This window comes from Streptomyces sp. NPDC055955, from assembly GCF_042270245.1.
In the GTDB taxonomy this organism is placed as follows: Bacteria; Actinomycetota; Actinomycetes; order Streptomycetales; family Streptomycetaceae; genus Streptomyces.
Genome location: NZ_JBHJYS010000028.1, coordinates 90,842 through 114,237, shown reverse-complemented (window position 1 = coordinate 114,237; position 23,396 = coordinate 90,842). Strand labels below are relative to the sequence as shown.

The window sequence follows — 23,396 nt, the reverse complement described above, 5'->3', positions numbered from 1 at the left end:
TTGCCCCCTTCAAGCAGGCAACGAAGCGGCTTGCGCGGCGGTTCCATATGCGCGCACCGGAGGCGCGTGACCCCGGTCACGTTGCCCGGGCAAATCGGACACCATCTTTGTGCACGCGTTCACAAAGACATAGCCTGCATTCGACGGGGCGGTCCTGGGACGTACGACCGCCCGCAGCCCCGCTCTACCCGCAGGAGCACCGTGGCAACTGGCCGAACTCACCGACCGGCGACCCGCAGCCGAGGAATTCCCGAGGCCACCGTCGCCCGCCTTCCGCTGTACCTCCGGGCCCTCACCGGCCTGTCGGAGCGCTCGGTTCCCACGGTCTCGTCCGAGGAGCTCGCGGCCGCCGCGGGGGTCAACTCCGCGAAGCTGCGCAAGGACTTCTCGTACCTCGGCTCGTACGGCACCCGCGGTGTGGGCTACGACGTCGAGTACCTCGTCTACCAGATCTCCCGCGAACTCGGCCTCACCCAGGACTGGCCGATCGTGATGGTCGGTATCGGTAACCTCGGCGCCGCTCTGGCCAACTACGGCGGGTTCGCCTCCCGTGGCTTCCGTGTCGCCGCCCTGATCGACGCCGACCCGGCGATGACCGGCAAGTCCGTCGCGGGCATGGCCGTGCAGCACGCCGACGACCTCGAGAAGATCATCGACGACAACGGCGTGTCCATCGGCGTCATCGCGACGCCCGCGGGCGCGGCCCAGCAGGTCTGCGACCGGCTCGTCGCCGCCGGTGTCACCTCGATCCTCAACTTCGCGCCGACCGTCCTGTCCGTGCCGGACGGCGTCGACGTGCGCAAGGTCGACCTCTCCATCGAGCTCCAGATCCTCGCCTTCCACGAGCAGCGCAAGGCCGGCGAGGGCCAGGACGACACGGCGGAGGAAGCCGGCACCGAGACCCCGGCCGCCGCGGCGAAGCCGGCCCACAAGGGACCCGACGGGGACGTCCCCGCCGTGATGCAGGCATGAGTCTCCTCGTCGTAGGCCTGAGCCACCGCAGCGCCCCCGTGAGCGTCCTCGAGCGCGCCGCGCTCTCCGCGGACGCCCAGGCGAAGCTGCTCCAGGACACGCTCGCCGCGGAGCCCGCCGCCGAGGCCTCGGTGCTCTCGACGTGCAACCGCATCGAGCTGTACGCCGACGTGGACAAGTTCCACGCGGGTGTCGCCGAGCTCTCGACGCTGCTCGCCCAGCACAGCGGCGTCGGTCTCGAGGAGCTCACTCCTTATCTTTATGTGCACTACGAGGACCGGGCCGTCCACCACCTCTTCTCGGTGGCGTGCGGGCTCGACTCGATGGTCGTGGGCGAGGGCCAGATCCTCGGCCAGATCAAGGACGGCCTCGCACGCTCCCAGGAGCTGCACACCGCGGGCCGCCTCCTCAACGACCTGTTCCAGCAGGCCCTGCGGGTCGGCAAGCGGGCCCACTCGGAGACCGGGATCGACCGCGCCGGCCAGTCCCTGGTCACGTTCGGCCTGGAGCAGCTGGCCGCCGGGCGCCCCGTCGACGTGTGGGCCAAGGACAAGCGCGCCCTGGTGATCGGCGCGGGCTCGATGTCGTCGCTGGCCGCGGCGACGCTCGCGCGCGCCGGGGTCGCCGAGGTCGTCGTCGCCAACCGCACGCTGGAGCGCGCCGAGCGTCTCGCGCAGATCCTGAACGAGCCCGGCGGTACCGGGGTGGCCGCGCGAGCGGTTCCCATGGACGCCGTCGGCGACGAACTGACACGTGCCGATGTCGTCGTCTCCTGCACCGGAGCGACCGGCCTCGTCCTGACCGAGGCCCAGATCCAGCGCGCCACCGAAGGGCGTACGGGCGGGCTCTCGCTCCTCGACCTCGCGATGCCGCGCGACATCGACGGCGCCGCGCACCGCATCGGCGGCGTGCGCTTCGTCGACATCGAGTCGCTCGCACAGGCCTCGGCCGACGCGCCGATGGCCGCCGACGTGGACCAGGTGCGGGGCATCGTCTCCGACGAGGTGGCCGCGTTCGGCGCCGCCCAGCGCGCCGCGACCATCACGCCGACCGTCGTCGCCCTGCGCACGATGGCCGCCGACGTGGTCACCGGTGAGATCGCGCGGCTCGACGGGCGCCTGCCGGAGCTCGACGAGAAGCAGCGCGCGGAGATCACCCAGACCGTGCGGCGCGTCGTGGACAAGCTCCTGCACGCGCCGACCGTGCGGGTCAAGCAGCTGGCCGCGGAGCCCGGCGGTGCCGGGTACGCGGACGCGCTGCGGACCCTTTTCGACCTCGACCCGGAGGCGGTGGCCGCCGTCTCGCGGGCCGATCTGAACGAGCTGAACGAGCCGGTAGCCAAGAATCGAGGCCGGGCATCATGACGGACAGGGCACTCAGGCTCGGGACCAGGCGCAGCAAGCTCGCCATGGCCCAGTCGGGGCGCGTGGCCGAGACCGTACGGCAGGTGACGGGGCGGCCCGTCGAGCTGGTCGAGATCACCACCTACGGCGACACGTCCCGCGAGCATCTGGCGCAGATCGGCGGTACCGGCGTGTTCGTCGTGGCGCTGCGCGAGGCGCTGCTGCGCGGCGACGTCGACTTCGCCGTGCACTCCCTCAAGGATCTGCCGACCACACCCCACCCGGACCTCACGCTGGCGGCCGTGCCGCTGCGCGAGGACCCGCGCGACGTACTCGTCGCCCGTGACGGACTGACCTTCGCGCAGCTCCCGGAGGGAGCGCGTGTCGGCACCGGTTCGCCGCGCCGCATGTCGCAGCTGAACGCGTACGCGCGCAGCCACGGCATGCACATAGAGACCGTGCCGATACGCGGGAACATCGACACCCGCGTCGGTTACGTGCACAACGGGGAGCTCGACGCCGTCGTGCTCGCCGCCGCCGGACTGAACCGGATCGGCCGCATCGGGGAAGTGACGGACTTCCTCGCGGTCGACACTGTTCTGCCCGCCCCCGGCCAGGGGGCCCTTGCGGTCGAGTGCTCCGCGTCCAACACGGACCTCGCCGCCGCGCTCGGAGAGCTCGACGACTCGTTCACCCGAGTCGCCGTGACCGCCGAGCGATCCCTGCTCGCCGCCCTGGAGGCCGGCTGCAGTGCACCTGTGGGCGCACTGGCCGACCTGCTGGCCGACGGGCAGATTGCCAACGAAATGCGCCTGCGTGGCGTCGTCGGTACCACCGACGGCTCCGCGCTGGTGCAGCTGTCCACCACCGGTCCCGTGCCCGAGACGGAAGACCAGGCGCTGGCGCTCGGTCGCGAACTCGCTACCGAGATGCTCGCCAAGGGCGCGGCCGGTCTGATGGGGGAGCGAGCACTTTGAGCCCCACCACCTCTGACCCTTCGGCCACCTGGGCAACCGGGCACGTCACCTTCCTCGGTGCCGGTCCCGGAGATCCAGGACTACTGACACTGCGCGCCGTGGAGGCGCTCGCCCGAGCGGATGTGCTGATCGCCGAGCCCGAAGTGCTCGACGTCGTCCGCACACACACGAAGGCGGGCGTGAGCGTCCTCGGCGCGGAGAGCCCGGGCACACCGGGGCAGACGGCTGCTGACGATGCGTCAACTGCCGTCGCGGTCCCCGCGTTGAGGGACTGCGCCAATCTTGTCATGGAGGCCGCGCGGGGCGGCAAGCGGGTCGTACGTGCCGTCAGCGGCGACCCCGGACTCGACACGGACGCGGCCGGGGAGATGCTGGCCTGCGCGGCCGGCGGGGTCGCCTTCGAGGTCGTGCCCGGCATCGCGGCGGCCGTCGGTGTGCCCGCGTACGCCGGTGTTCCGCTGCGGGACGCGCAGGGCGCGGACGTGCGGTTCATCGACGCCCGTACCGCCTCCGAGCGCTGCTGGACCGAGGTCGGCGCGTCCGACGGCACGGTCGTCGTCTCGACGACGCTCGACGCGGTGGCCGCGGCCGCCGGTGAGCTGGTCGCGGCGGGCCGCAAGCCGGACACCCCGCTGACCGTCACGGTCGCCGGTACGACGACGCGCCAGCGGACCTGGTCCGCGACGCTCGGCACGATCGCCCAGACCTTCAAGCAGGCGAAGGTGCTGCCCTCCCCGGAGGGCGGTCGCCCCGTCATAGCCGTGGTCGGCGAGCGCTCCGCGGCCGCCCAGCGCGACCAGCTGTCCTGGTTCGAGTCCAAGCCGCTGTTCGGCTGGAAGGTGCTCGTACCGCGGACCAAGGAGCAGGCGGCGTCGCTCTCCGACCAGCTCACGTCGTACGGCGCCGTGCCGCACGAGGTGCCGACGATCGCCGTCGAGCCGCCGCGCACGCCCCAGCAGATGGAGCGCGCGGTCAAGGGCCTCGTCACCGGACGCTACGAGTGGATCGCCTTCACCTCGGTGAACGCGGTGAAGGCCGTGCGCGAGAAGTTCGAGGAGTACGGGCTCGACGCCCGTGCCTTCGCCGGGATCAAGGTCGCCGCGGTGGGCGAGCAGACCGCGAACGCGCTCATCGCGTTCGGTGTGAAGCCCGACCTCGTGCCGAGCGGTGAGCAGTCCGCCGCCGGTCTCCTCGAGGACTGGCCGCCGTACGACCCGGTCTTCGACCCGATCGACCGCGTCTTCCTGCCGCGCGCCGACATCGCCACCGAGACGCTCGTCGCCGGGCTCATCGAACTCGGGTGGGAGGTCGACGACGTGACCGCCTACCGGACGGTGCGGGCGTCGCCGCCGCCGGCCGAGACGCGCGAGGCGATCAAGGGCGGCGGGTTCGACGCCGTGCTGTTCACGTCGTCGTCGACCGTGCGGAACCTGGTGGGTATCGCGGGGAAGCCGCACAACGTGACCGTGATCGCGTGCATCGGCCCCGCGACGGCCAAGACCGCCGAGGAGCACGGGCTGCGCGTGGACGTCATGTCCCCGGAGCCGTCCGTGCACCGGCTGGCGCAGGCGCTGGCCGACTTCGGTGCCAGGCGGCGCACCGCCGCGCTCGAGGCGGGGGATCCTGTGTCCCGGCCGAGCGAGCGGCGGCCCGGTGCGCGGAGGCGTCGGGCGGCGCCGTGAGGCGCTGCTGACGCAGGGAACAAGCGGGGGACAGCGGGGGCAACGGGACAGTGAGACACGGAGTGTTGGTGTGACTGAGTACGGATCCTTCCCGGGTGCGCGGCCGCGCAGGCTGCGCACCACCCCCGCCATGCGGCGCATGGTCGCCGAGACGCGGCTGCACCCGGCCGACCTGATCCTTCCCGCGTTCGTGCGGGAAGGCATCGGCGAGCCGGTCGAGATCGGGTCCATGCCCGGTGTCGTGCAGCACACCCGGGACACCCTCAAGAAGGCGGCCGTCGAGGCGCTGGAGGCCGGGGTCTCCGGGATCATGCTCTTCGGCGTGCCGGACGACGCGAAGAAGGACGCCCTCGGGACGGCCGGTACGGACCCCGACGGCATCCTCCAGGTGGCGCTGCGCGATGTGCGCGCCGAGGTCGGCGACGACCTCATCGTCATGTCCGACCTGTGCCTCGACGAGTTCACGGACCACGGGCACTGCGGCGTCCTGGACGCCGAGGGACGCGTCGACAACGACGCGACGCTGGAGCGGTACGCCGAGATGGCGCAGGTCCAGGCCGACGCGGGCGCCCATGTCGTGGGCCCCAGCGGCATGATGGACGGGCAGGTCGGGGTGATCCGCGACGCGCTCGACACCATCGGCAAGGAGGACGTCTCGATCCTCGCCTACACCGCGAAGTACTCGTCGGCGTTCTACGGGCCGTTCCGTGAGGCCGTCGGCTCCTCGCTGACCGGCGACCGCAAGACGTACCAGCAGGACCCGGCCAACGTGCGGGAGTCCCTGCGGGAGCTGGCGCTCGACCTGGAGGAGGGCGCCGACATGGTGATGGTCAAGCCGGCCGGTCCCTACCTCGACATCCTCGCCAAGGTCGCCGAGTCGGTGGACGTGCCGGTCGCCGCGTACCAGATCAGCGGCGAGTACGCGATGATCGAGGCCGCCGCGCAGCGCGGCTGGATCGAGCGCGACCGGGCCATCCTGGAGACGCTCCTCGGCATCAAGCGGGCCGGCGCGAACATGATCCTCACCTACTGGGCGACGGAGGTCGCACGCGGCCTGTGACCGCGCCCGACCCCTGAACTCCCGCTGCCCCGCCGGTATGTGACCGGCGGGGCAGCTTTTTCACGTCCGGGCGGGGCACCGGGTCAGGTCACCAGGCCAGCGCGTCGCTCATCGACTGCTGCCAGTACGTGACCTTGAGCGAGTCGTCGATGTGGACGCCCTTCGCGGGCAGCGCGGCCTTGGCGCCGGGGCCGCCGTCGTTCGTGTTGCGGCCCTGGAAGAACACCTCGAGCGTCTTCTCCGTACGGCCGTCGGAGCCGCCGCCGTCGTCGCCGCCGGAGAGCGCGACGCCCGCGTAGGCGGACTGGCCCGGCGGCAGGGAGACCACCGCCTGCGGCTGTGAGTCCTCGATCACCGGCGGGACCGACTGGGCCTCGCCGAAGCGGACGGCCGGGTAGCCGTACAGGTCGCATCGCTTCGAGCCGGTGTTGGTCACCGTCAGGAGCATGTGGTTGACGGGGCGCGAGACGGACTGGGCGGTGACCTTGACCGTGGAGCCGTTGCACGTGACGCGGGCGGTGGAGGCGGTGGCGTTGTTCCTGCCGGTGGAGGCGGGCCGGGGCTTCGGCTCGGTGGCGGCGCCGCTTCCGGTGCCGTTTCCGCTGCCGGTGCCCGTGCCGGTCTTGTCGCCCGTCGTGGATCCGGCGCTCGTGTCCTTGCCGCTGTCGCCGTCGGCCGGCGCCGAGTTCGACGGGGTCCGCGACGCGCCCTCGTCGCGGACCCCGTCCCCGTGGTCGCAGGCGGTCAGGGAGAGCGCGGCCAGGGCGACCGTGGCGGCGGCCGTGAGGAGGCGGACACGGGAGCGGGTGGGTGCGGCGATGGACACGGGTGATCCCCTTCGGAAGCGGCGTGCTTGGATGACCAGAGCTTGTGCGGTGATCCGTCCCGATCGCCAGCACCGCAGGACCATTTGGGACGCTGGAACGTTCGTACCGGCTCTGACCTGGGGAAACGACCATTCCCTGGAACGCCGGAATGGGATGAGGGGGTGGGGGAACGGTGGCTGAGGCTGACGGGACGGCCCAGTTCGCGACGCTGCTGCGAGGGCTGAAGGAGCGCTCGGGTCTGAGTTACGGCGTACTCGCGAAGCGGCTGCACATGAGCACGTCGACGCTGCACCGGTACTGCAACGGGGACGCGGTGCCGGTCGACTACGCGCCGGTCGAGCGGCTGGCGCGGCTGTGCAAGGCCGGTCCCGAGGAACTCGTCGACCTGCACCGGATGTGGGTCCTCGCGGACGCGGCGCGCAGGACGAAGCCGGTGGCGGCGGTGGAGGAGCCTGCGACGGCGGCAGCAGCGGAGGAACCCCCGGCGGTGTCACAGGCGGCAGTGCCCGATGCGGCGCCCGCGCCCGCCTCCGGGAAGCGCCGCCCGCGGCGCACGGTCATCCTCGCCGCCGCCGTGGCCGTCGTCGTCGCCGGGGGAGCCGGCGCGTTCGCCGTGCACCTCGCCGGGGGCGGAAGCGGCGGCGGTGACGGCCGGAAGGATGGCGCCGGGGCCGCCTCGTCCGTCACGCAGGGAGCCCGTTCCGCGGACCCGTCCCCGTCGGGTTCGGCGTCCCCGTCACCGGGCCGCAAGCACAAGCCCTCCGCGGGCCCTTCCCTCAGCGGCGCCCCGGCCGGTGCCGCGCCGGGCACCCCGTCCGCCCCGGCGGCGGGCGAAGGCACCGGCACCCCACTGACCGTGGCCACCACCCCGTACGTCTACGAGAGCCCCTGCAGCCAGCACTTCCTGATCGACAGGCCGCCGGCCGAGGTGCCTCCGCCGCCCCTCGAACAGGACGCCCCGAACTGGGTCGGTGCGGTCGGCGCGGTCGCTTCGGGGGAGCAGTTCGTCAAGCTCACCGTCCAGGGGACCGGCAGCGACACCGTGGTCCTGGAGGACTTGGACGTCCGCGTCGTGAAGTCCGGTGCGCCGCTCGCGTGGAACGACTACTCGATGGGCGTGGGCTGCGGCGGCGGGGTCGAGACGAAGTCGTTCGGCGTGGACCTCGACGCGCCCCGACCGGCCTCCGCGCCCAGGAACGGGCAGCGGGACTTCCCGTACAAGGTCAGCGAGAGCGACCCCGAGGTCTTCTACGTCAAGGCGAACACCAAGGCCCACGACGTCAGTTGGGTCCTGGAGCTGAAGTGGTCGAGCGGATCCCGCCACGGTGTCCTGAAGGTCGACGACCAGGGGCGGGCGTTCCGTACCAGCGCCGATGCCGGGCGCCCCGGCTACGACTACCCGATCGGGGCGGGCGGCTGGGGCGAGCGCGCCGCGTAGCCGACGGGCCCGGACGACTGTGCCCCGCCGGGGACTCCCGGCGGGGCACAGTCGGCGTATCGGGCCGCCGGTGTCGGAAGACCGAGGCCGGGTCAGAGGCGCTCGGGCGTCCGGATGCCCAGGAGCGCCATGCCCTGGTGCAGCGTGCGGGCCGTCAGGTCGCACAGGAACAGCCGGTTCTCGGCGACCTCCGGCGCGGGCGCCGGCTTCACGACCGGGCACTGGTCGTAGAAGGTCGTGTACAGCGAGGCCAGCTGGTACAGGTACGCGGCCAGCTTGTGCGGCTCGTACGACGACGCGACCTCCGCCAGCGTCTCGCCGAACTGGTCCAGGTGCAGGCCGAGCGCCCGCTCCGCCGGGGCCAGCTCGAGCTCCGGGTGGGCGAGAGGCGTGCGGTCGCCCGCCTTGCCGAAGATCGAGCGGATACGGGCGTACGCGTACTGGAGGTACACGCTCGTGTCGCCGTTGAGCGACACCATCTGGTCCAGGTCGAACTTGTAGTCCCGCACCGCCGAGGTCGACAGGTCGGCGTACTTCACCGCGCCGATGCCGACGTACACGCCGTTCTCGACGATCTCCTCCTCGGCCAGGCCCACCTTCTCGGCCTTCTCGCGCACGACGGACGTGGCCCGGTCGATCGCCTCGTCGAGGAGGTCGACCAGCCTCACCGTCTCGCCCTCACGGGTCTTGAACGGCTTGCCGTCCTTGCCGAGGACCGTGCCGAAGGCCAGCTGGTGCGCCTTCACGTCCTCGTTGAGCCAGCCGGCGCGGCGGGCCGTCTCGAAGACCATCTTGAAGTGCAGCGACTGCCGGGCGTCCACGACGTAGAGGAGCGTCGACGCCTTGAGGTTCTGGACGCGGTCCCGGATCGCGGAGAGGTCGGTCGCGGCGTAGCCGTAACCGCCGTTCGACTTCTTGACGATGAGCGGGACCTTGTTGCCGTCGGGGCCCAGCACGTCGTCGAAGAAGACGCACAGCGCACCCTCGGAGCGGACGGCGACGCCCGACTCCTCCAGGATCCGGCAGGTCTCCTCGAGCATGTCGTTGTAGCCGGACTCGCCGACCACGTCCGGGTCGTCGATCTGCATGTCGAGCTTGTCGAAGACCGAGTAGAAATAGATCTTCGACTCGTCCACGAACCGCTGCCACAGGGCGATGGTCTCCGCGTCCCCGGCCTGGAGGGCCACGACGCGGTCCCGCGAGCGGGCCTTGAACTCCTCGTCGGAGTCGAAGAGCGCGCGCGAGGCCTTGTAGAGCCGGTTCAGCGACGACATCGCCGCCTCACCGTCCTCCTTGCCGCCCTCGTGGTCCAGCTCGTGCGGGTGCTCCAGGAGGTACTGGATGAGCATGCCGAACTGGGTGCCCCAGTCGCCGATGTGATGGCGCCGGACGACCTTCTCGCCGGTGAACTCCAGGATCTCGACCATCGCGGCGCCGATCACGGCGGACCGCAGGTGGCCGACGTGCATCTCCTTCGCCACGTTCGGCTGGGCGTAGTCGATGACCGTCGTGCCCGCGTCCTGCTGGAACGGCACGCCGAGGCGGTCGTCGGCGGCGCGGGCGGCCAGGGTCTCGATGATGGCCCTGTCGGCGATCGTGATGTTCAGGAAGCCGGGGCCCGAGACCTCGACGTCCTTGATCACGTCGTTGGCCGGGAGGGCGTCCAGGACGGTCGTCGCGAGCTCGCGCGGGTTCGCCTTCGCCTTCTTGGCGAGGGCCAGGATCCCGTTGGCCTGGAAGTCGGCCCGGTCACTTCGTCGCAGCAGCGGGTCCGCGGCGCCGGCCTCCGGCAGGGCGGCCGAGAGGGCGTCCGCGAGACGCTGGTGGACGGAAGCGGTGAGGGACGTGACCGAGGCCATGGGTGAGGTGCCGTTCTGCTCGGGTGCCTGGGTTTCTCCATATACAGAGAAGCTCAGTATCCCACGCGGTGAAAAGCGGTTTTCGCGGATGGGGGCGCAGCTGGGAGAATGGAACGGTCAGGCGTCCCTGACGCACTCCACGTATGAGGAAGAAGGACGTGCCGATCGTGGCTCAGAGCACAGAGACCACCGACTGGGTCTCCCGTTACGCGGACGAGGTCATTGCCGAGTCGGAGCGTCGTGCCCCGGGCAAACCCGTTGTCGTCGCGTCCGGACTCTCCCCGTCCGGCCCCATCCACCTGGGGAACCTGCGCGAGGTCATGACCCCGCACCTGGTCGCCGACGAGGTCCGCCGCCGCGGGTACGAGGTCCGGCACCTGATTTCCTGGGACGACTACGACCGGTACCGCAAGGTCCCGGCCGGTGTCCCCGGCGTCGACGAGTCCTGGGCCGAGCACATCGGCAAGCCGCTCACCTCGGTCCCGGCCCCCGTCGGATCGGCGTATCCGAACTGGGCGGAGCACTTCAAGGCCGCGATGACCGGGGCTCTCGGCGAGCTGGGCGTCGAGTTCGACGGCATCAGCCAGACCGAGCAGTACACGTCGGGCGTCTATCGCGAGCAGATCCTGCACGCGATGAAGCACCGCGGTGACATCGACGCGATCCTCGCCCAGTACCGCACGAAGAAGAACCCCGACAAGAAGCCGCAGCAGAAGAACCAGAAGCCGGTCGACGAGGCCGAGCTGGAGGCCGCCGAGGGCTCCGGCGCGGCGAACGAGGACGACGGCAGCGGCGGCGCGGGCGGCTACTACCCGTACAAGCCGTTCTGCGGCGAGTGCGGCAAGGACCTCACCACCGTCACGTCGTACGACGACGAGACGACGGAGCTGTCCTACACCTGCACGCTCGACGGCCACAGCGAGACGGTCCGGCTGACGGAGTTCAACCGCGGCAAGCTGGTCTGGAAGGTCGACTGGCCGATGCGCTGGGCGTTCGAGGGCGTGATCTTCGAGCCGTCCGGTGTCGACCACTCGTCCCCGGGCTCGTCGTTCCAGGTCGGCGGGCAGATCGTCGGGATCTTCGGCGGCAAGCAGCCGATCGGCCCGATGTACGCGTTCGTCGGCATCAGCGGCATGGCGAAGATGTCCTCCAGCAAGGGCGGGGTCCCGACCCCGGCCGACGCGCTCCAGATCATGGAGCCGCAGCTGCTTCGCTGGCTGTACGCCCGCCGCCGGCCCAACCAGTCCTTCAAGATCGCCTTCGACCAGGAGATCCAGCGGCTCTACGACGAGTGGGACAAGCTCGCCTCCAAGGTCGCCGACGGCTCGGTCCTGCCGGCGGACGCCGCCGCGTACACGCGCGCGGTGGGCACCGCGGCCGGTGAACTGCCGCGCACCCCGCGGCCGTTGTCGTACCGCACCCTGGCCTCCGTCGCCGACATCACCGCCGGCGCCGAGGACCAGACCCTGCGCATCCTCAGCGAGCTCGACCCGGAGAACCCGGTCACCGCGCTCGGCGAGGTGCGGCCGCGGCTCGACCGGGCCGAGGCGTGGATCAGCAAGTACGTGCCCGCCGAGTCGCGCACCCTGGTGCGCGCCGAGCCGGACACGCAGGCGCTGGCCGCGCTCGACGACGAGGCCCGCGAGTCGCTGCGGCTCCTCCTCGACGGTCTGGACTCGCACTGGTCCCTCGACGGCCTGACGCACCTCGTCTACGGCGTGCCGAAGGTCCAGGCGGGCTTCTCGCCGGACGCGACGCCGAAGGAGCTGCCGCCGGAGATCAAGACGGCCCAGCGGTCGTTCTTCGCGCTCCTGTACGACCTGCTCGTCGGCCGTGACACCGGGCCGCGGCTGCCCACGCTGCTGCTCGCCGTGGGCGCGGACCGGGTGCGCAAGCTGCTCGGAGCCTGATCCGCCACGGACGAAAAGGGCCGCACCGGAGCATCCGGTGCGGCCCTTTCGCGTCGGTGGCGGATCAGGCGATGTGGTCCTCGATGAACTCGCTGTTCAGCCGCTGCATGAACAGCTCCATGTAGCGCTGCAGTTCACGGGGTTCGAGGCTGGTTCCGAACGTGGCCTCGACGTTCGCGTGGAACGTGCCCGGGGTGGGCCCGCCCTCGCCGTCTATCGACTTGCGGAACACCTGGTACAGGTCTTCCTCCGTCGGCGGCTCCTCGCCGTTCCCGGTGCCCTCGCCGAGCTGGCGGGTGCGGTTGGGCCCGGACGGAACGGGGAACTCCGGCTCCTGTGCCCGCATCTGCGCGGGGATGAAGGCCTCGGCCGGGAACTGTTCCTGGACCTGGCCGGGAGCCTGGTCCTCCTGCTGCTCCTCGTACCACTGCTCGTACTGCTGCTCGGGGTCGTACGTGGGGTCGTAGCCGCCGTCGTACGACATCGCCTGCGGCGGGGTCGCGAACCACGGGCTCGACTCCTCAGTGGCGGCAGCGGCGGCGGCCTCGGCCGGAGCGCCGGGCTCGGCGGGGACCGGCTGCGGTCCGGAGGCCGCCGGAGCGGGACGCTCCAGCTCGGGAACGGGTGCGGGGGCGGCCGGCGCCGGGGCCGGGGGCAGCAGCGCGGGCTCGATCCCGGCGGCGGCCAGGCCCGAGGGGGCGGTCTCCGCGAGCGGGACGCCGTAGCGCGCGAGGCGCAGCGGCATCAAGGACTCGACGGGGGCTTTGCGGCGCCAGGCGCGGCCGAAGCGGGACCGCAGCCGCGCCTGGTAGACCAGGCGCTCCTGCTCCAGCTTGATGACGGCCTCGTAGCTGCGCAGCTCCCACAGCTTCATGCGGCGCCACAGCAGGAACGTGGGCAGCGGGGAGAGCAGCCAGCGGGTGAGGCGCACGCCCTCCATGTGCTTGTCGGCCGTGATGTCCGCGATCCGGCCCACCGCGTGCCGCGCCGCCTCGACCGCGACGACGAACAGGATCGGGATGACGGCGTGCATGCCGACGCCGAGCGGGTCCGGCCAGGCGGCCGCGCCGTTGAACGCGATCGTCGCCGCGGTCAGCAGCCACGCCGTCTGGCGCAACAGGGGGAACGGTATGCGGATCCAGGTCAGCAGCAGGTCCAGGGCGAGCAGGACACAGATGCCCGCGTCGATGCCGATCGGGAACACATAGCTGAAGTTCCCGAACCCCTTCTGGAGCGCGAGTGAGCGAACGGCCGCGTACGAACCCGCGAAACCGATGCCGGCGATGACCACCGCACCGGCGACGACCACGCCGATGAGTATGCGGTGCGTCCGTGTCAGCTGTGGCGCGGCCACACGTGCTCCCCTCCCTGTACGCCTTGTTGCGCGCAACAGCCTCGCACATCGGCGCGGGGGTCCGTGGCCCGGTACGGCGGGAGCCCGGCCCCATAAGGGACCGGGCTCCGCAAAAGGCGTGACCGGCAAGCGAGTTGAGACCTGATCGGCGCCGACCGGGTTGCACGGAGGGCCACTTGGCGGCCGGTCGCCTACGCGGTCACGACTTCGAGGACGCCTTGTCCGACGGCGTGGCCGAGGTCTTCGAGGACGCCTTCTCGGACGGCTTCGCGGAAGACTTGTCGGACGCCTTCTCCGACGGCTTCGAGGAGGCCTTGTCCGACGGCTTCGCCGATGCGGAACCGGCGGTGTCGGAGCCACCCGCCCCGTTCGCCTCGAGGACCGCCGCCACGGCGTCCTTCGCCGCCTTCTCGGCGTTCTTCACCAGGTCGTCGGCGCCCGGCGTCTTCTCGCCCGCGAGACCCGCGCCGTTGTAGTCGATCGTGACGACGACGTTCTCGACGCGCGTGACGACCGTCTGCTGCTTGAAGGTGCCTTCCTTCTTCTTCAGCTCGTACGTCACCGCCGTCGCCTCGTCGCCCGTGCCGCTGACCGGCTCCGACTTCGGGGACTTCGCGCCGTCCACGGACTGCGCGTCGGTCACCTGCTTGGTGAAGTACTCGTGCGCCAGCTTGTTGCCGCTGCCGCGCGCGGCGTCCGAGTCGAAGCGCATCAGCGACGCGTTCAGCCAGCGGAACTGCGACCCCTTCACGCCCTTGTTGTCGAGGCTCGACCAGGAGCAGGTGCCCCGCACCGACTCGTCGTCGGAGGAGCCCGCCTTGCCCGACTTCGCCTCCGGGACGAGATCGTCGAGCGTCTTCTTCGAGATCGCGGCGCACGGCTGCGGCAGCGAGTCGTACGCCGCCGCCTTCACCTTGGCGGCCGCGTCACTCGCGGACGCCGACGCCTTCGAGGAGCCCTTGCCGGCCCCGTCGCCGGAGTCCGAGCCGGAGGAGCAGCCGGATGCCACGAGGATCACCGGCACGGCGGCTGCGCAGACAAATATGCGGGTGAGTCGCTTGGTCGGTCGGTGCATGGTTCCTTATTCTCCGGTTTGCCTGGTACGTACCCGAGAGGTGCGGCCCGGGTCCGATGGGCCACCGTACGCCCAAGCCGGGCGGCGTGGCTCCGCTTCCGCGGACCCGCGCACCCGTGCTACCACCGGTTACCCGCCCAGCGTCCCGGCCAGCTTCCGGGCCAGTTCCTGCGCCCTGTCCTGCATTTCCTTGCTGTCCGGTGCCTTCGCGGCCGGGCCGGGCTGCTGCTCGTACTCGACGGTCACGATGACGTTGGACGTGCGGAACACCACAGTCACCGTGCGGTGGCCGCCCGCCGACGCGGACGCCGTCAGCTGGTCGTTCAGGAACGCCTCGTCGGCCAGCCCTTCGAGAGCGCGGGGCTGCAGTTCGGCGGCCGGAACGGAGTCGTCCGACGGGCTCGACGAGGGGCCGTCCGACGTCGCGTCCGACGCCTCGTCGTCCGTCTTGCCCGACGTCTTCCCTTCCTTCTCCGTGCCGTCCTCGGCGTCCTCGTCGGTGCCGGTCGAGGGGGAGTGGGAAGAGGTCGCCGACGTCGTGTCGGTCGGGACCGGCTCCGGCAGGTGAGCTTCGGTCCGCTTGGACGCGAAGACCTGGCCGGCCTCCGTGTCGTCGCTCACCGTGTTGTCGTAGGACACGACCCGCTCGAAGTCGACCAGCAGGCGATGCGTCGCGTCCGCCCCGTCGTCCTTCCAGCGGCAGCCCACGCGCCGGTCCGTGTCGTACGTGACCGTGGCCGCGCCCTCGTACGCCTTGTCGCGCTGCTCGCCCTCGGGGAGGCCCTTGATGCCGGGCAGCATCTTGTCGAGGGTGCCCTTGTCGGGCTGCCGGCACGGCTCGGGCAGGGTGCGGTACTTGCCGGGCCTGGCGGCCACGGCGGTGGTGCCGACGTCGCCGGGCTTGGAGTCGGTCGCGTCACCGGTGGCCCCGGAACCTCCGGTGCAGCCGGTGAGCAGCGCTGCGAGGAGCGCGGCGACGCCGGGTACGTACGCCTTCCGCTGCACGGTGATGGCCCCTCTCGACAAGGTGACACGTCGTCGGACGTGCTTATTCGGTTGCCGTCGCAGGACGGCCGATGGACACAATGTGTATCGCACGCACCGCTGTGAACGCCGGTCCGATATCCCATTCGTCGACCTTGGCGCCGGTATTTGCGATTACCAACTTTTGATCAAGTACGTGAACGTAAGGGAGCGTACGGGGGAAACGAGGACACTATGTCGTATGTAGAGGTTCCGGGGGCGAAGGTGCCGATCCGGATGTGGACGGATCCGGCGTCGGTCGAGGACGTGGCGATGCAGCAGCTGCGCAATGTCTCGACGTTGCCGTGGATCAAGGGTCTGGCCGTGATGCCCGATGTGCATTTCGGCAAGGGTGCGACCGTCGGCTCGGTCATCGCGATGCACGGCGCGGTCTGCCCGGCGGCGGTGGGTGTGGACATCGGCTGCGGCATGTCGGCGGTGAAGACGTCTCTGACGGCGAACGACCTGCCCGGGGACCTGTCCCGGCTGCGCTCGAAGATCGAGCAGGCGATCCCGGTGGGCCGCGGTATGCATGACGAGCCGGTGGATCCGGGGCGGCTGCACGGCTTCGGCACGGGGGCCTGGGACGACTTCTGGGGCCGGTTCGAGGGGGTCGCGGACGCGGTGAAGTTCCGTGAGGAACGGGCCGCGAAGCAGATGGGGACGCTCGGCGGCGGGAATCACTTCTGGGAGCTTTGTCTTGATGCCGACAATTCGGTCTGGGTCATGCTCCATTCGGGTTCGCGGAACATCGGCAAGGAACTGGCCGACCACCACATCGGCGTCGCGCAGCAGCTGTCGCACAACCAGGGCCTGGTCGACCGGGACCTCGCGGTGTTCATCGCGCAGACCCCGCAGATGGCGGCGTACCGCAACGACCTGTTCTGGGCGCAGGAATACGCGAAGTACAACCGCGCGGTCATGATGGCGCTCTCCCTGGACGTGATCCGCCGTGAGTTCAAGAAGGCGAAGCCGACGTTCGAGCCGGTGATCTCCTGCCACCACAACTACGTGTCGGAGGAGCGTTACGACGGCATGGACCTGCTCGTCACCCGCAAGGGCGCGATCCGTGCGGGTTCCGGGGAGTACGGGATCATCCCGGGCTCGATGGGCACGGGCTCGTACATCGTGAAGGGCCTCGGGAACGTGGCGTCGTTCAACTCGGCGTCGCACGGCGCCGGCCGCAGGATGAGCCGGAACGCCGCGAAGAAGCAGTTCTCGACGAAGGACCTGGAGGAGCAGACGCGGGGCGTGGAGTGCCGTAAGGACTCCGGCGTCGTCGACGAGATCCCGGGTGCCTACAAGCCGATCGAGAAGGTCATCGAACAGCAGCGCGACCTGGTCGAGGTCGTCGCGAAGCTGAAGCAGGTCATCTGCGTGAAGGGCTGAGCGGCCCTCGGCGGGCCGCTGCCTCGCCGCTCGGTCACTTCGCTACTTCGCGTGGGTGACCGCGTAGATCATGACCAGGGCCACCAGGTGGATGCCGAAGAGGAAGTAGGCCAGGTACCACCACATGTGGCGCTCGCCGCGCTTTTCCTCTGCGCGGCGGCGCTCGTCCGCTTCGCGCTCCAGGATCTCGAGCGGGTCGGGGGGTACCGGGGGCATCACAGCTCCCGGTGGACCTTGGTGTTGGAGGCCTGGGCGCGGGGGCGGACGACGAGCAGGTCGATGTTCACGTGGCTGGGGCGGGTGACCGCCCAGGTGATGGTGTCGGCCACGTCGTCCGCCGAGAGCGGTTCGGCGACGCCCGCGTAGACCTTCTCGGCCTTCGCGGTGTCGCCGCCGAAGCGGGTCAGGGCGAACTCCTCGGTCTTGACCATGCCGGGCGCGACCTCGATGACGCGGACCGGGGTGCCGACGATCTCCAGGCGCAGGGTCTCGGCGAGGACGTGCTCGGCGTGCTTGGCCGCCACGTAGCCGGCGCCGCCCTCGTACGTGCCGTGTCCGGCCGTGGAGGAGAGGACGACGACCGTGCCGTCGCCGCTCGCGGTGAGCGCGGGGAGCAGGGCCTGGGTGACGTTCAGCGTGCCGATGACGTTCGTCTCGTACATCTGGCGCCACTCGGCGGGGTCACCCGTCGCCACGGGGTCCGCGCCGAGCGCGCCGCCCGCGTTGTTGACGAGAACTCCGATGGTCTTGAAGGCCGTGGCGAACTCGTCGACCGCGGCGCGGTCGGTGATGTCGAGCGCGTAGGCCGCCGCCTGGTGGCCCGCGTCGTTGATCTCGGCGGCCAGCGCCTCGATCCGGTCCTTGCGGCGCGCGGTGAGTACGACCCGGTAGCCGGCCGCCGCCAGCTGTCGGGCGGTGGCTGCGCCGATTCCGCTGCTCGCGCCGGTGATGACGGCGATGCGGGAGGCGGCTGCGGGCGCGGCGGCGGTCATGGCTTGCTCCTCGGACGTGCGATCGACTCCCGCCAGGATAGGCAGGCGGCGCACGCTCGTGTCACCGGCCGCCGCGGGGCGCGTACATGATCACGGCCATGCCGGCCAGGCAGATGAGGGCTCCGGTGACGTCCCAGCGGTCGGGCCGGTAGCCGTCCGCGACCATGCCCCAGGCGATCGAGCCCGCGACGAAGATGCCTCCGTAGGCGGCGAGGATCCGGCCGAACTCGGCGTCGGGCTGGAGCGTGGCCACGAAGCCGTAGATGCCGAGGGCGATGACGCCCGCGCCGATCCACGCCCATCCCCTGTGTTCGCGCACGCCCTGCCAGACGAGCCAGGCGCCGCCGATCTCGAAGAGGGCGGCGAGGACGAAGAGGAGGGCGGAGCGGGCGACCAGCATGCGGTCCAGGCTGCCATGCCGGTCCTGTGCGGCCGTCGCACGGTCACCTGTTGGACGGCGCCTGCGGGGCGGGATGCGTGGGATACATCAGGAGACCCGCCTGGCCGTGACCGGCGATCCGTGGTCGGTGATCTGTGGCGGAGAACGAGAGGGCAAAGAGAACATGCTGGTGAGGCGTGATGTGAGGCGTGGTGCGGGGCGCGTGGTCGGGCGTGGGCTCGGGGCTTTCGGGCTGAGTGCCGCCGCGGTGCTGGCGGCCGGTCCCGCCGCTGCCGACGGGCCCCGGCCGCGGCCCGTTCCGGAGGTCGATCTGGCGTATCACGGGCAGGTCGCCATGTCGGGGGGCCGGGTGGAGACCTGGCTGGTCCCGCAGAACCACGGTCCGTCGCCGGTCGCGGGCGCCACGCTGCGGCTGCGCTGGTCGGTGCCGGTCAAGGCCATGCGAGGGCTGCCGCCGATGTGCGTACGGGCGGACACGCAGACGGTCCTGTGCGGGACCGGCGCGCTGCCGGCGGACAGCAGGGGCAGGCGGATCCGGGTGTCGGCGCGGCTGGCCGGGGCGCCTTCGGAGGTGACGGTGCGGATCGACACGCTGTGGAGCGCGGGCACCGCGGACCACAATCCGCAGAACAGCACCCACAAGGTGCTGGCCCTGGACACCGGGGACGTCTACTACTTCTGACTCCGGTGCGCCGGGCCGTCCTGACTCCTGACTCCTGTGATCTGGGTGGCTCCTTCCGGGACGGGGGTGTGCGGCCCCGGACCGGGCTCCTATCGTTCGGGCATGAAGATCACTGACATGGAGCCCGGCGATCCGCGCCTCGGTACCGAGGTCCTGCCCGTGCTCCAGGAGCTGCGCCCGCACCTGACCGGCGAGCTGTTCTCCGAGGTGTACGCGGAGGGGTACCCGCAGGGGCTGCGGTTCACGGCCGCGTACGCCGACGACGGGTCGTGCGCGGGCGTCGCGGGGTGGCGCGTGGTCGCCAACACGAGCGCGCTGCGCAAGCTGTACGTCGACGACCTGGTGACCGCCGAGCGGGCCAGGTCGGGCGGCGTGGGCCGGGCGCTGCTCGCGTATCTGGAGGAGCGGGCGCGTGAACGGGGCTGCCACACGCTCCAGTTGGACTCGGGGACGCGCCGGACGGACGCGCACCGCTTCTATCTGCGGGAGCGCATGGACATCACGGCGTTCCACTTCACGAAGAAGCTCGGCTGAGGGTGCGCAGGTCGAGGTGCCAGTCGTGGCAGCGGATCGCGCGGCCCCTCGAGTACTCGACGTCGCAGGGGCCGCGCAGGGTGAAGCCGGCGCTGCGGCAGACGCCGTTCGACGCGGTGTGGCCGACGGCCGGGAACGCGTGCAGATGGCGCAGGCGTGCCCGGTCGGCGGCCGCGTGCGCGGCGACGAGGCGGGCGGCCGCGGCGGCGATGCCGCGCCCCTGGTAGTCGGGGAGGACGCCCCAGCCGGTCTCCCAGATCCGTTCGCCCTGCCACGGTGTCGCCCAGTAGCCGATGGAACCGGCCGCGGGGGCGTCGGGTCCCGCGGTGATGCGGAACATCCGGCCGTGCCCGTCGAGCGTGGACAGGGCGAGGTAGCGGCGGTGGCGGTCCATGAGCTGGTCGAGGGTCTCGGGACCGCCGAGGTGGGCCGTCATGTCGGGCGCGTTGTTCTTGAGCAGGAGGTCGAAGTCGGCGTCCGCCCAGGGCACGAGGCCTATGTGCGTCGTCTTCTCCCCGGCCGTCCGGTGTTCGGTGCGGTGTGTCATCGGTTCACCGGTTCCTCGGTGCGTAGGCCGTCGGCGGTACGCCCACGGTCGCGGTGAAGTCTCTGACGAGGTGGGCCTGGTCGGCGTATCCGAGGTCGGCGGCGAGGGCGGACCAGTCGACGGCGGCGTCCGAGTCGGCGCGTTCCAGGGCCTGGTGGATGCGGTGGCGCAGGATGATCCACTTCGGTCCGACGCCGACATAGGCGGAGAAGAGACGTTGCAGGGTCCGTACGGAGAGGCCCTGGGCCGCCGCGAACTCGTCGACGCGGTGCACGGTGGGGTCGGTGCGGATGCGGTCGACGAGGTCCATGGCGAGGTCGGCCTGCGGGTCGTCGGCGGCGGCGCGGGCGAGCAGGAAGGCGTCGAGCGCGGCCACGCGCGCGTGCTCGTCGTCGGGGCCGGTGACCTCTCGCGCGATGCCCGGCGGGGCCCCGGTGAACACGTCGCCCACGGGCAGCTCCTGGCCGGTCCAGTGGAGGACCGGTATGTCAGGTGCGTAGGGCCGGAAGCCTCCGCTGCGGAACTTCACCCCGCACACCCGGCCGCGGCCCGTCAGCTTCTTGGTGAACAGGCCCGGCGTGACGCCGGTGACCACGCCGACGGGCGGTCCGCCGGGGCCTTCGGCGCCGCCCTCGTCGTCGTAGCGCTCGAAGGTCAGGTTGACCGAGGGGTGCGGGACGATGTGCGAGGCGTAGGGCTCGGAGAGGTCCCAGTCGATGAACCAGTAGTTCTCGACGTAGTGGCGCAGCGGCGCGGCGGGCTCGTGGCGGCGGAACCGTACGCGGGTCAGGAGCTCGTTCGGGTCGACGATGCCGCGGGTGCCGCGGCCGGGTGCGGCCATGGCGGGATCGTATGTCGCCTTTCTTCAAGACGGGCCGGGTTCGGACTCGTAGCTTGTCGCCATGAATGACATCCACGGGAACAACGGGAGTCGCGGGAACCCGCGCGGCGTCGGCGACCTTCTGGGCGTGGCCGTGGCGCGGGCCGTCCCGGTCGTCCGCGCGCTGCCCGACAGCCGTCTCGAAGCGGCCACGCCGTGCGCGGAATTCGATGTGAAGGCGCTGGTCAACCACCTCTTCCAGGTGATGGAGCAGTTCCAGCGGCTGGCCGCGAAGCAGGACTCCGACTTCACCCGGTCCGTGGACCGGGTGGCCGAGGGGCCCGACTGGCGTGAACGGTTCGGTGAGGAGGCCCACAAGCTGGTGGCGGCCTGGTCGGCGCCGGGTGCCGAGGAGGGGACGACCGGAGCGATGAACATGCCGGCGGCCACGGTCGGTTCCATGGTGCTGCTCGATCTGACCGTGCACCTCTGGGACCTGGCGCGGGCGACGGGGCAGGAGTACGTGCCCGAGGGGGAGGCGCACGCCGTCGTGGAGCGGCTGGCCGGGACCGTCGCGGAGCTGGCGCCGACGGCGCGGTCGATGGGGGTGTTCGGGGAGGCGGTGCCGGAGCCCGCGGGGGCGACGGCGTTCGAGCGGCTGCTCGCGGCGACGGGGCGGGATCCGCGGTGGGCGGCGCCGGTGAGCTGAGGACCCCCGAGGAATAGAGGCGGGGCCGTCGCCGTTCGAGGGTATAGTTGAATCATCAACAACCTCGAAGGGTGAGAGCCATGCAGTTCGGGATCTTCAGCGTCGGTGACGTCACAGCCGATCCGACGACGGGCCGTACGCCGAGTGAGCACGAGCGCATCAAGGCCATGCTCGCCATCGCCCTGAAGGCGGAGGAGGTCGGACTCGACGTCTTCGCCACCGGCGAGCACCACAACCCGCCCTTCGTGCCGTCGTCGCCGACCACGATGCTCGGCTACCTCGCCGCCCGCACCGAGAACCTGGTCCTCTCCACCTCCACGACGCTGATCACCACGAACGACCCGGTGAAGATCGCCGAGGACTTCGCGATGCTCCAGCACGTCGCGGACGGCCGGGTCGACCTGATGATGGGCCGCGGCAACACCGGCCCCGTCTACCCCTGGTTCGGCAAGGACATCCGCGAGGGCATCAACCTCGCCGTCGAGAACTACGCCCTGCTGCGCCGCCTGTGGGACGAGGACGTCGTGACGTGGGAGGGCAAGTTCCGCACGCCGCTGCAGTCCTTCACCTCGACGCCGCGCCCGCTCGACGGGGTCGCGCCCTTCGTGTGGCACGGCTCGATCCGCTCGCCCGAGATAGCCGAGCAGGCCGCGTTCTACGGCGACGGGTTCTTCCACAACAACATCTTCTGGCCGATGGAGCACACCAAGCAGATGGTGAACCTCTACCGCCGGCGCTTCGCCCACTACGGCCACGGCGCCCCCGAGCAGGCCATCGTCGGCCTCGGCGGCCAGGTGTTCATGCGCAGGAACTCGCAGGACGCGGTGCGGGAGTTCCGCCCGTACTTCGACAACGCGCCCGTCTACGGACACGGCCCCTCCCTGGAGGACTTCACCTCGCAGACCCCGCTGACCGTGGGATCCCCGCAGCAGGTGATCGAGCGCACCCTCGGCTTCCGGGAGCACGTCGGTGACTACCAGCGCCAGCTCTTCCTGATGGACCACGCCGGTCTGCCGCTGAAGACCGTCCTGGAGCAGCTCGACATCCTCGGCGAGGAGGTCGTGCCGGTGCTCCGCAAGGAGTTCGCGAACGGCCGCCCGGCGAACGTGCCGGACGCGCCGACGCACGCGTCGCGCGTCGCCGAGGCGGAGCTGAAGGCCCAGCAGGAGCAGGAGAAGGAGGTTCCGGCCGTATGAAACTCGTCGTCGTGTCGGCGGGGCTGAGCGCCCCGTCGTCGAGCAGGATCCTCGCCGACCGGCTCACGCAGGCAGTGACCTCGCAGATCGCGGGCGCCGATGTGGACGTGACCGTCGTCGAACTGCGTGACCTGGCCGTCGAGACCGCGCACAACCTGGTCACCGGGTTCCCCGGGCCCGCCCTCAAGGAGGCGCTCGACGCGGTGGCCGGGGCGGACGGCCTGATCGCCGTGTCGCCCGTGTTCTCGGCCTCGTACAGCGGTCTGTTCAAATCGTTCTTCGACGTGCTCGACAAGGACGCGCTCACCGGGAAGCCGGTGCTCGTCGGGGCGACCGGCGGCACGCCGCGGCACTCGCTCGTCCTGGAACACGCGATGCGTCCGCTGTTCGCCCACCTGCGGGCCGTGGTCGTGCCGACCGCCGTGTACGCGGCGTCGCAGGACTGGGGAGCGGAGGGACTTGAGCAGCGCGTCGAACGGGCGGGCGGTGAGCTCGCCCGGCTCATGACCGGGCTCGCGGCGGCCCGCCCGGCGCCGGTGGAGTGGGGCGACGACGTCATCCCCTTCGAGCGGCAGCTTGCCGCGCTGCGGGCGGAGTAGGCGTCGTC

The 23,396-nt window shown here is 71.1% G+C and carries 23 protein-coding genes; 13 read left to right on the top strand and 10 right to left on the bottom strand.

The annotated features are described in order from the left end of the window. The first annotated feature begins 201 nt into the window (after nucleotides 1–201). The 5 genes from ACFC96_RS39690 to hemB all read left to right on the top strand — a co-directional run bounded on the left by ACFC96_RS39690 (nucleotide 202) and on the right by hemB (nucleotide 6,034). Nucleotides 202–972, top strand: a complete 771-nt coding sequence (locus ACFC96_RS39690; RefSeq protein ID WP_376268491.1) for a redox-sensing transcriptional repressor Rex — start codon at nucleotides 202–204, stop codon at nucleotides 970–972. Continuing rightward, nucleotides 969–2,336: a glutamyl-tRNA reductase gene (locus ACFC96_RS39685; protein ID WP_376617172.1), complete on the top strand. Its 1,368-nt coding sequence runs from the start codon at nucleotides 969–971 to the stop codon at nucleotides 2,334–2,336. Before ACFC96_RS39690 ends, ACFC96_RS39685 begins: the two co-directional genes overlap by 4 nt. Further along, entirely contained in the window at nucleotides 2,333–3,292 is a 960-nt protein-coding gene (gene hemC, locus ACFC96_RS39680) for a hydroxymethylbilane synthase (protein ID WP_376268497.1), read from the top strand. Before ACFC96_RS39685 ends, hemC begins: the two co-directional genes overlap by 4 nt. Next, the gene (locus tag ACFC96_RS39675; RefSeq protein WP_376617170.1) at nucleotides 3,289–4,974 is read left to right on the top strand and encodes a uroporphyrinogen-III synthase; all 1,686 of its coding nucleotides are present in this window, start codon (nucleotides 3,289–3,291) and stop codon (nucleotides 4,972–4,974) included. The genes hemC and ACFC96_RS39675 overlap by 4 nt, the downstream gene beginning before the upstream one ends. 70 nt (nucleotides 4,975–5,044) lie before the next feature. Continuing rightward, entirely contained in the window at nucleotides 5,045–6,034 is a 990-nt protein-coding gene (gene hemB, locus ACFC96_RS39670; protein WP_116511361.1) for a porphobilinogen synthase, read from the top strand. 88 nt (nucleotides 6,035–6,122) lie between these two features. Here hemB and ACFC96_RS39665 read toward each other — a convergent pair whose 3' ends face one another. Further along, on the bottom strand, nucleotides 6,123–6,860 hold the full coding sequence (locus ACFC96_RS39665) for a DUF4232 domain-containing protein (protein ID WP_376617168.1): 738 nt from the start codon (nucleotides 6,858–6,860) through the stop codon (nucleotides 6,123–6,125). A gap of 173 nt (nucleotides 6,861–7,033) precedes the next feature. Here ACFC96_RS39665 and ACFC96_RS39660 point away from each other — a divergent pair, with 173 nt between their 5' ends. Beyond that, a complete protein-coding gene (locus ACFC96_RS39660) occupies nucleotides 7,034–8,299 on the top strand; it encodes a helix-turn-helix domain-containing protein (RefSeq protein WP_376617166.1) in 1,266 nt (421 codons plus the stop codon). A 92-nt stretch (nucleotides 8,300–8,391) separates the two neighbouring features. Here ACFC96_RS39660 and argS read toward each other — a convergent pair whose 3' ends face one another. After that, nucleotides 8,392–10,158, bottom strand: coding sequence for an arginine--tRNA ligase (gene argS, locus ACFC96_RS39655; RefSeq protein WP_376268509.1), 1,767 nt, complete (start codon nucleotides 10,156–10,158; stop codon nucleotides 8,392–8,394). Between the two features lie 158 nt (nucleotides 10,159–10,316). Between argS and lysS the strand changes: the two genes are divergently transcribed. Then, on the top strand, nucleotides 10,317–12,068 hold the full coding sequence (gene lysS, locus ACFC96_RS39650) for a lysine--tRNA ligase (RefSeq protein WP_376268512.1): 1,752 nt from the start codon (nucleotides 10,317–10,319) through the stop codon (nucleotides 12,066–12,068). 64 nt (nucleotides 12,069–12,132) lie between these two features. Here the strand turns inward: lysS and ACFC96_RS39645 are convergent, their stop codons facing one another. From ACFC96_RS39645 to ACFC96_RS39635, 3 genes are all read right to left on the bottom strand, one after another. Beyond that, nucleotides 12,133–13,422 (bottom strand): DUF2637 domain-containing protein, encoded by a 1,290-nt coding sequence (locus ACFC96_RS39645; protein ID WP_376617164.1) that lies wholly within the window; start codon nucleotides 13,420–13,422, stop codon nucleotides 12,133–12,135. A 199-nt stretch (nucleotides 13,423–13,621) separates the two neighbouring features. Then, nucleotides 13,622–14,497 carry a DUF3558 domain-containing protein gene (locus ACFC96_RS39640; RefSeq protein WP_376265878.1) on the bottom strand — a complete coding sequence of 292 codons (876 nt, stop codon included), beginning with the start codon at nucleotides 14,495–14,497 and terminating at the stop codon, nucleotides 13,622–13,624. A gap of 129 nt (nucleotides 14,498–14,626) precedes the next feature. After that, entirely contained in the window at nucleotides 14,627–15,502 is an 876-nt protein-coding gene (locus ACFC96_RS39635) for a DUF3558 domain-containing protein (protein ID WP_376265875.1), read from the bottom strand. Nucleotides 15,503–15,715: 213 nt separating this feature from the next. On the opposite strand from ACFC96_RS39635, the gene ACFC96_RS39630 reads away from it, so the two are divergent. Continuing rightward, a complete protein-coding gene (locus ACFC96_RS39630) occupies nucleotides 15,716–16,909 on the top strand; it encodes an RtcB family protein (protein ID WP_376617163.1) in 1,194 nt (397 codons plus the stop codon). 42 nt (nucleotides 16,910–16,951) lie between these two features. Here ACFC96_RS39630 and ACFC96_RS39625 read toward each other — a convergent pair whose 3' ends face one another. The 3 genes from ACFC96_RS39625 to ACFC96_RS39615 all read right to left on the bottom strand — a co-directional run bounded on the left by ACFC96_RS39625 (nucleotide 16,952) and on the right by ACFC96_RS39615 (nucleotide 18,301). After that, nucleotides 16,952–17,125, bottom strand: coding sequence for a hypothetical protein (locus ACFC96_RS39625; RefSeq protein ID WP_376265870.1), 174 nt, complete (start codon nucleotides 17,123–17,125; stop codon nucleotides 16,952–16,954). Next, the gene (locus ACFC96_RS39620; protein ID WP_376617161.1) at nucleotides 17,125–17,901 is read right to left on the bottom strand and encodes an SDR family NAD(P)-dependent oxidoreductase; all 777 of its coding nucleotides are present in this window, start codon (nucleotides 17,899–17,901) and stop codon (nucleotides 17,125–17,127) included. The genes ACFC96_RS39625 and ACFC96_RS39620 overlap by 1 nt, the downstream gene beginning before the upstream one ends. Nucleotides 17,902–17,962: 61 nt before the next feature. Next, the gene (locus tag ACFC96_RS39615; protein WP_376265867.1) at nucleotides 17,963–18,301 is read right to left on the bottom strand and encodes a YnfA family protein; all 339 of its coding nucleotides are present in this window, start codon (nucleotides 18,299–18,301) and stop codon (nucleotides 17,963–17,965) included. A gap of 202 nt (nucleotides 18,302–18,503) precedes the next feature. Between ACFC96_RS39615 and ACFC96_RS39610 the strand changes: the two genes are divergently transcribed. Further along, nucleotides 18,504–18,983 (top strand): hypothetical protein, encoded by a 480-nt coding sequence (locus ACFC96_RS39610; protein ID WP_376617159.1) that lies wholly within the window; start codon nucleotides 18,504–18,506, stop codon nucleotides 18,981–18,983. Between the two features lie 102 nt (nucleotides 18,984–19,085). After that, on the top strand, nucleotides 19,086–19,517 hold the full coding sequence (locus ACFC96_RS39605) for a GNAT family N-acetyltransferase (RefSeq protein ID WP_376265861.1): 432 nt from the start codon (nucleotides 19,086–19,088) through the stop codon (nucleotides 19,515–19,517). Here ACFC96_RS39605 and ACFC96_RS39600 read toward each other — a convergent pair. Both ACFC96_RS39600 and ACFC96_RS39595 read right to left on the bottom strand, forming a co-directional pair. Then, entirely contained in the window at nucleotides 19,498–20,064 is a 567-nt protein-coding gene (locus ACFC96_RS39600) for a GNAT family N-acetyltransferase (RefSeq protein ID WP_376617157.1), read from the bottom strand. The genes ACFC96_RS39605 and ACFC96_RS39600 overlap by 20 nt on opposite strands. A 4-nt stretch (nucleotides 20,065–20,068) precedes the next feature. Then, nucleotides 20,069–20,905 carry a helix-turn-helix domain-containing protein gene (locus ACFC96_RS39595; protein WP_376617155.1) on the bottom strand — a complete coding sequence of 279 codons (837 nt, stop codon included), beginning with the start codon at nucleotides 20,903–20,905 and terminating at the stop codon, nucleotides 20,069–20,071. A gap of 61 nt (nucleotides 20,906–20,966) precedes the next feature. Between ACFC96_RS39595 and ACFC96_RS39590 the strand changes: the two genes are divergently transcribed. From ACFC96_RS39590 to ACFC96_RS39580, 3 genes are all read left to right on the top strand, one after another. After that, nucleotides 20,967–21,593, top strand: a complete 627-nt coding sequence (locus tag ACFC96_RS39590) for a TIGR03086 family metal-binding protein (RefSeq protein ID WP_376617153.1) — start codon at nucleotides 20,967–20,969, stop codon at nucleotides 21,591–21,593. 80 nt (nucleotides 21,594–21,673) lie between these two features. Beyond that, nucleotides 21,674–22,789: an LLM class flavin-dependent oxidoreductase gene (locus tag ACFC96_RS39585; RefSeq protein ID WP_376617151.1), complete on the top strand. Its 1,116-nt coding sequence runs from the start codon at nucleotides 21,674–21,676 to the stop codon at nucleotides 22,787–22,789. Further along, nucleotides 22,786–23,388: an FMN reductase gene (locus ACFC96_RS39580; protein WP_376617149.1), complete on the top strand. Its 603-nt coding sequence runs from the start codon at nucleotides 22,786–22,788 to the stop codon at nucleotides 23,386–23,388. Before ACFC96_RS39585 ends, ACFC96_RS39580 begins: the two co-directional genes overlap by 4 nt. The last annotated feature ends 8 nt before the right edge of the window (nucleotides 23,389–23,396 follow it).

Coding starts and splice junctions, on each gene's coding strand:
- ACFC96_RS39685 (WP_376617172.1), top strand. CDS start 969: ATGAGTCTCCTCGTCGTAGGCCTGAGCCACCGCAGCGCCCCCGTGAGC.
- hemC (WP_376268497.1), top strand. CDS start 2,333: ATGACGGACAGGGCACTCAGGCTCGGGACCAGGCGCAGCAAGCTCGCC.
- argS (WP_376268509.1), bottom strand. CDS start 10,158: ATGGCCTCGGTCACGTCCCTCACCGCTTCCGTCCACCAGCGTCTCGCG.
- ACFC96_RS39640 (WP_376265878.1), bottom strand. CDS start 14,497: ATGCACCGACCGACCAAGCGACTCACCCGCATATTTGTCTGCGCAGCC.
- ACFC96_RS39630 (WP_376617163.1), top strand. CDS start 15,716: ATGTCGTATGTAGAGGTTCCGGGGGCGAAGGTGCCGATCCGGATGTGG.
- ACFC96_RS39625 (WP_376265870.1), bottom strand. CDS start 17,125: ATGCCCCCGGTACCCCCCGACCCGCTCGAGATCCTGGAGCGCGAAGCG.
- ACFC96_RS39620 (WP_376617161.1), bottom strand. CDS start 17,901: ATGACCGCCGCCGCGCCCGCAGCCGCCTCCCGCATCGCCGTCATCACC.
- ACFC96_RS39615 (WP_376265867.1), bottom strand. CDS start 18,301: ATGCTGGTCGCCCGCTCCGCCCTCCTCTTCGTCCTCGCCGCCCTCTTC.
- ACFC96_RS39605 (WP_376265861.1), top strand. CDS start 19,086: ATGAAGATCACTGACATGGAGCCCGGCGATCCGCGCCTCGGTACCGAG.
- ACFC96_RS39600 (WP_376617157.1), bottom strand. CDS start 20,064: ATGACACACCGCACCGAACACCGGACGGCCGGGGAGAAGACGACGCAC.
- ACFC96_RS39595 (WP_376617155.1), bottom strand. CDS start 20,905: ATGGCCGCACCCGGCCGCGGCACCCGCGGCATCGTCGACCCGAACGAG.
- ACFC96_RS39590 (WP_376617153.1), top strand. CDS start 20,967: ATGAATGACATCCACGGGAACAACGGGAGTCGCGGGAACCCGCGCGGC.
- ACFC96_RS39585 (WP_376617151.1), top strand. CDS start 21,674: ATGCAGTTCGGGATCTTCAGCGTCGGTGACGTCACAGCCGATCCGACG.
- ACFC96_RS39580 (WP_376617149.1), top strand. CDS start 22,786: ATGAAACTCGTCGTCGTGTCGGCGGGGCTGAGCGCCCCGTCGTCGAGC.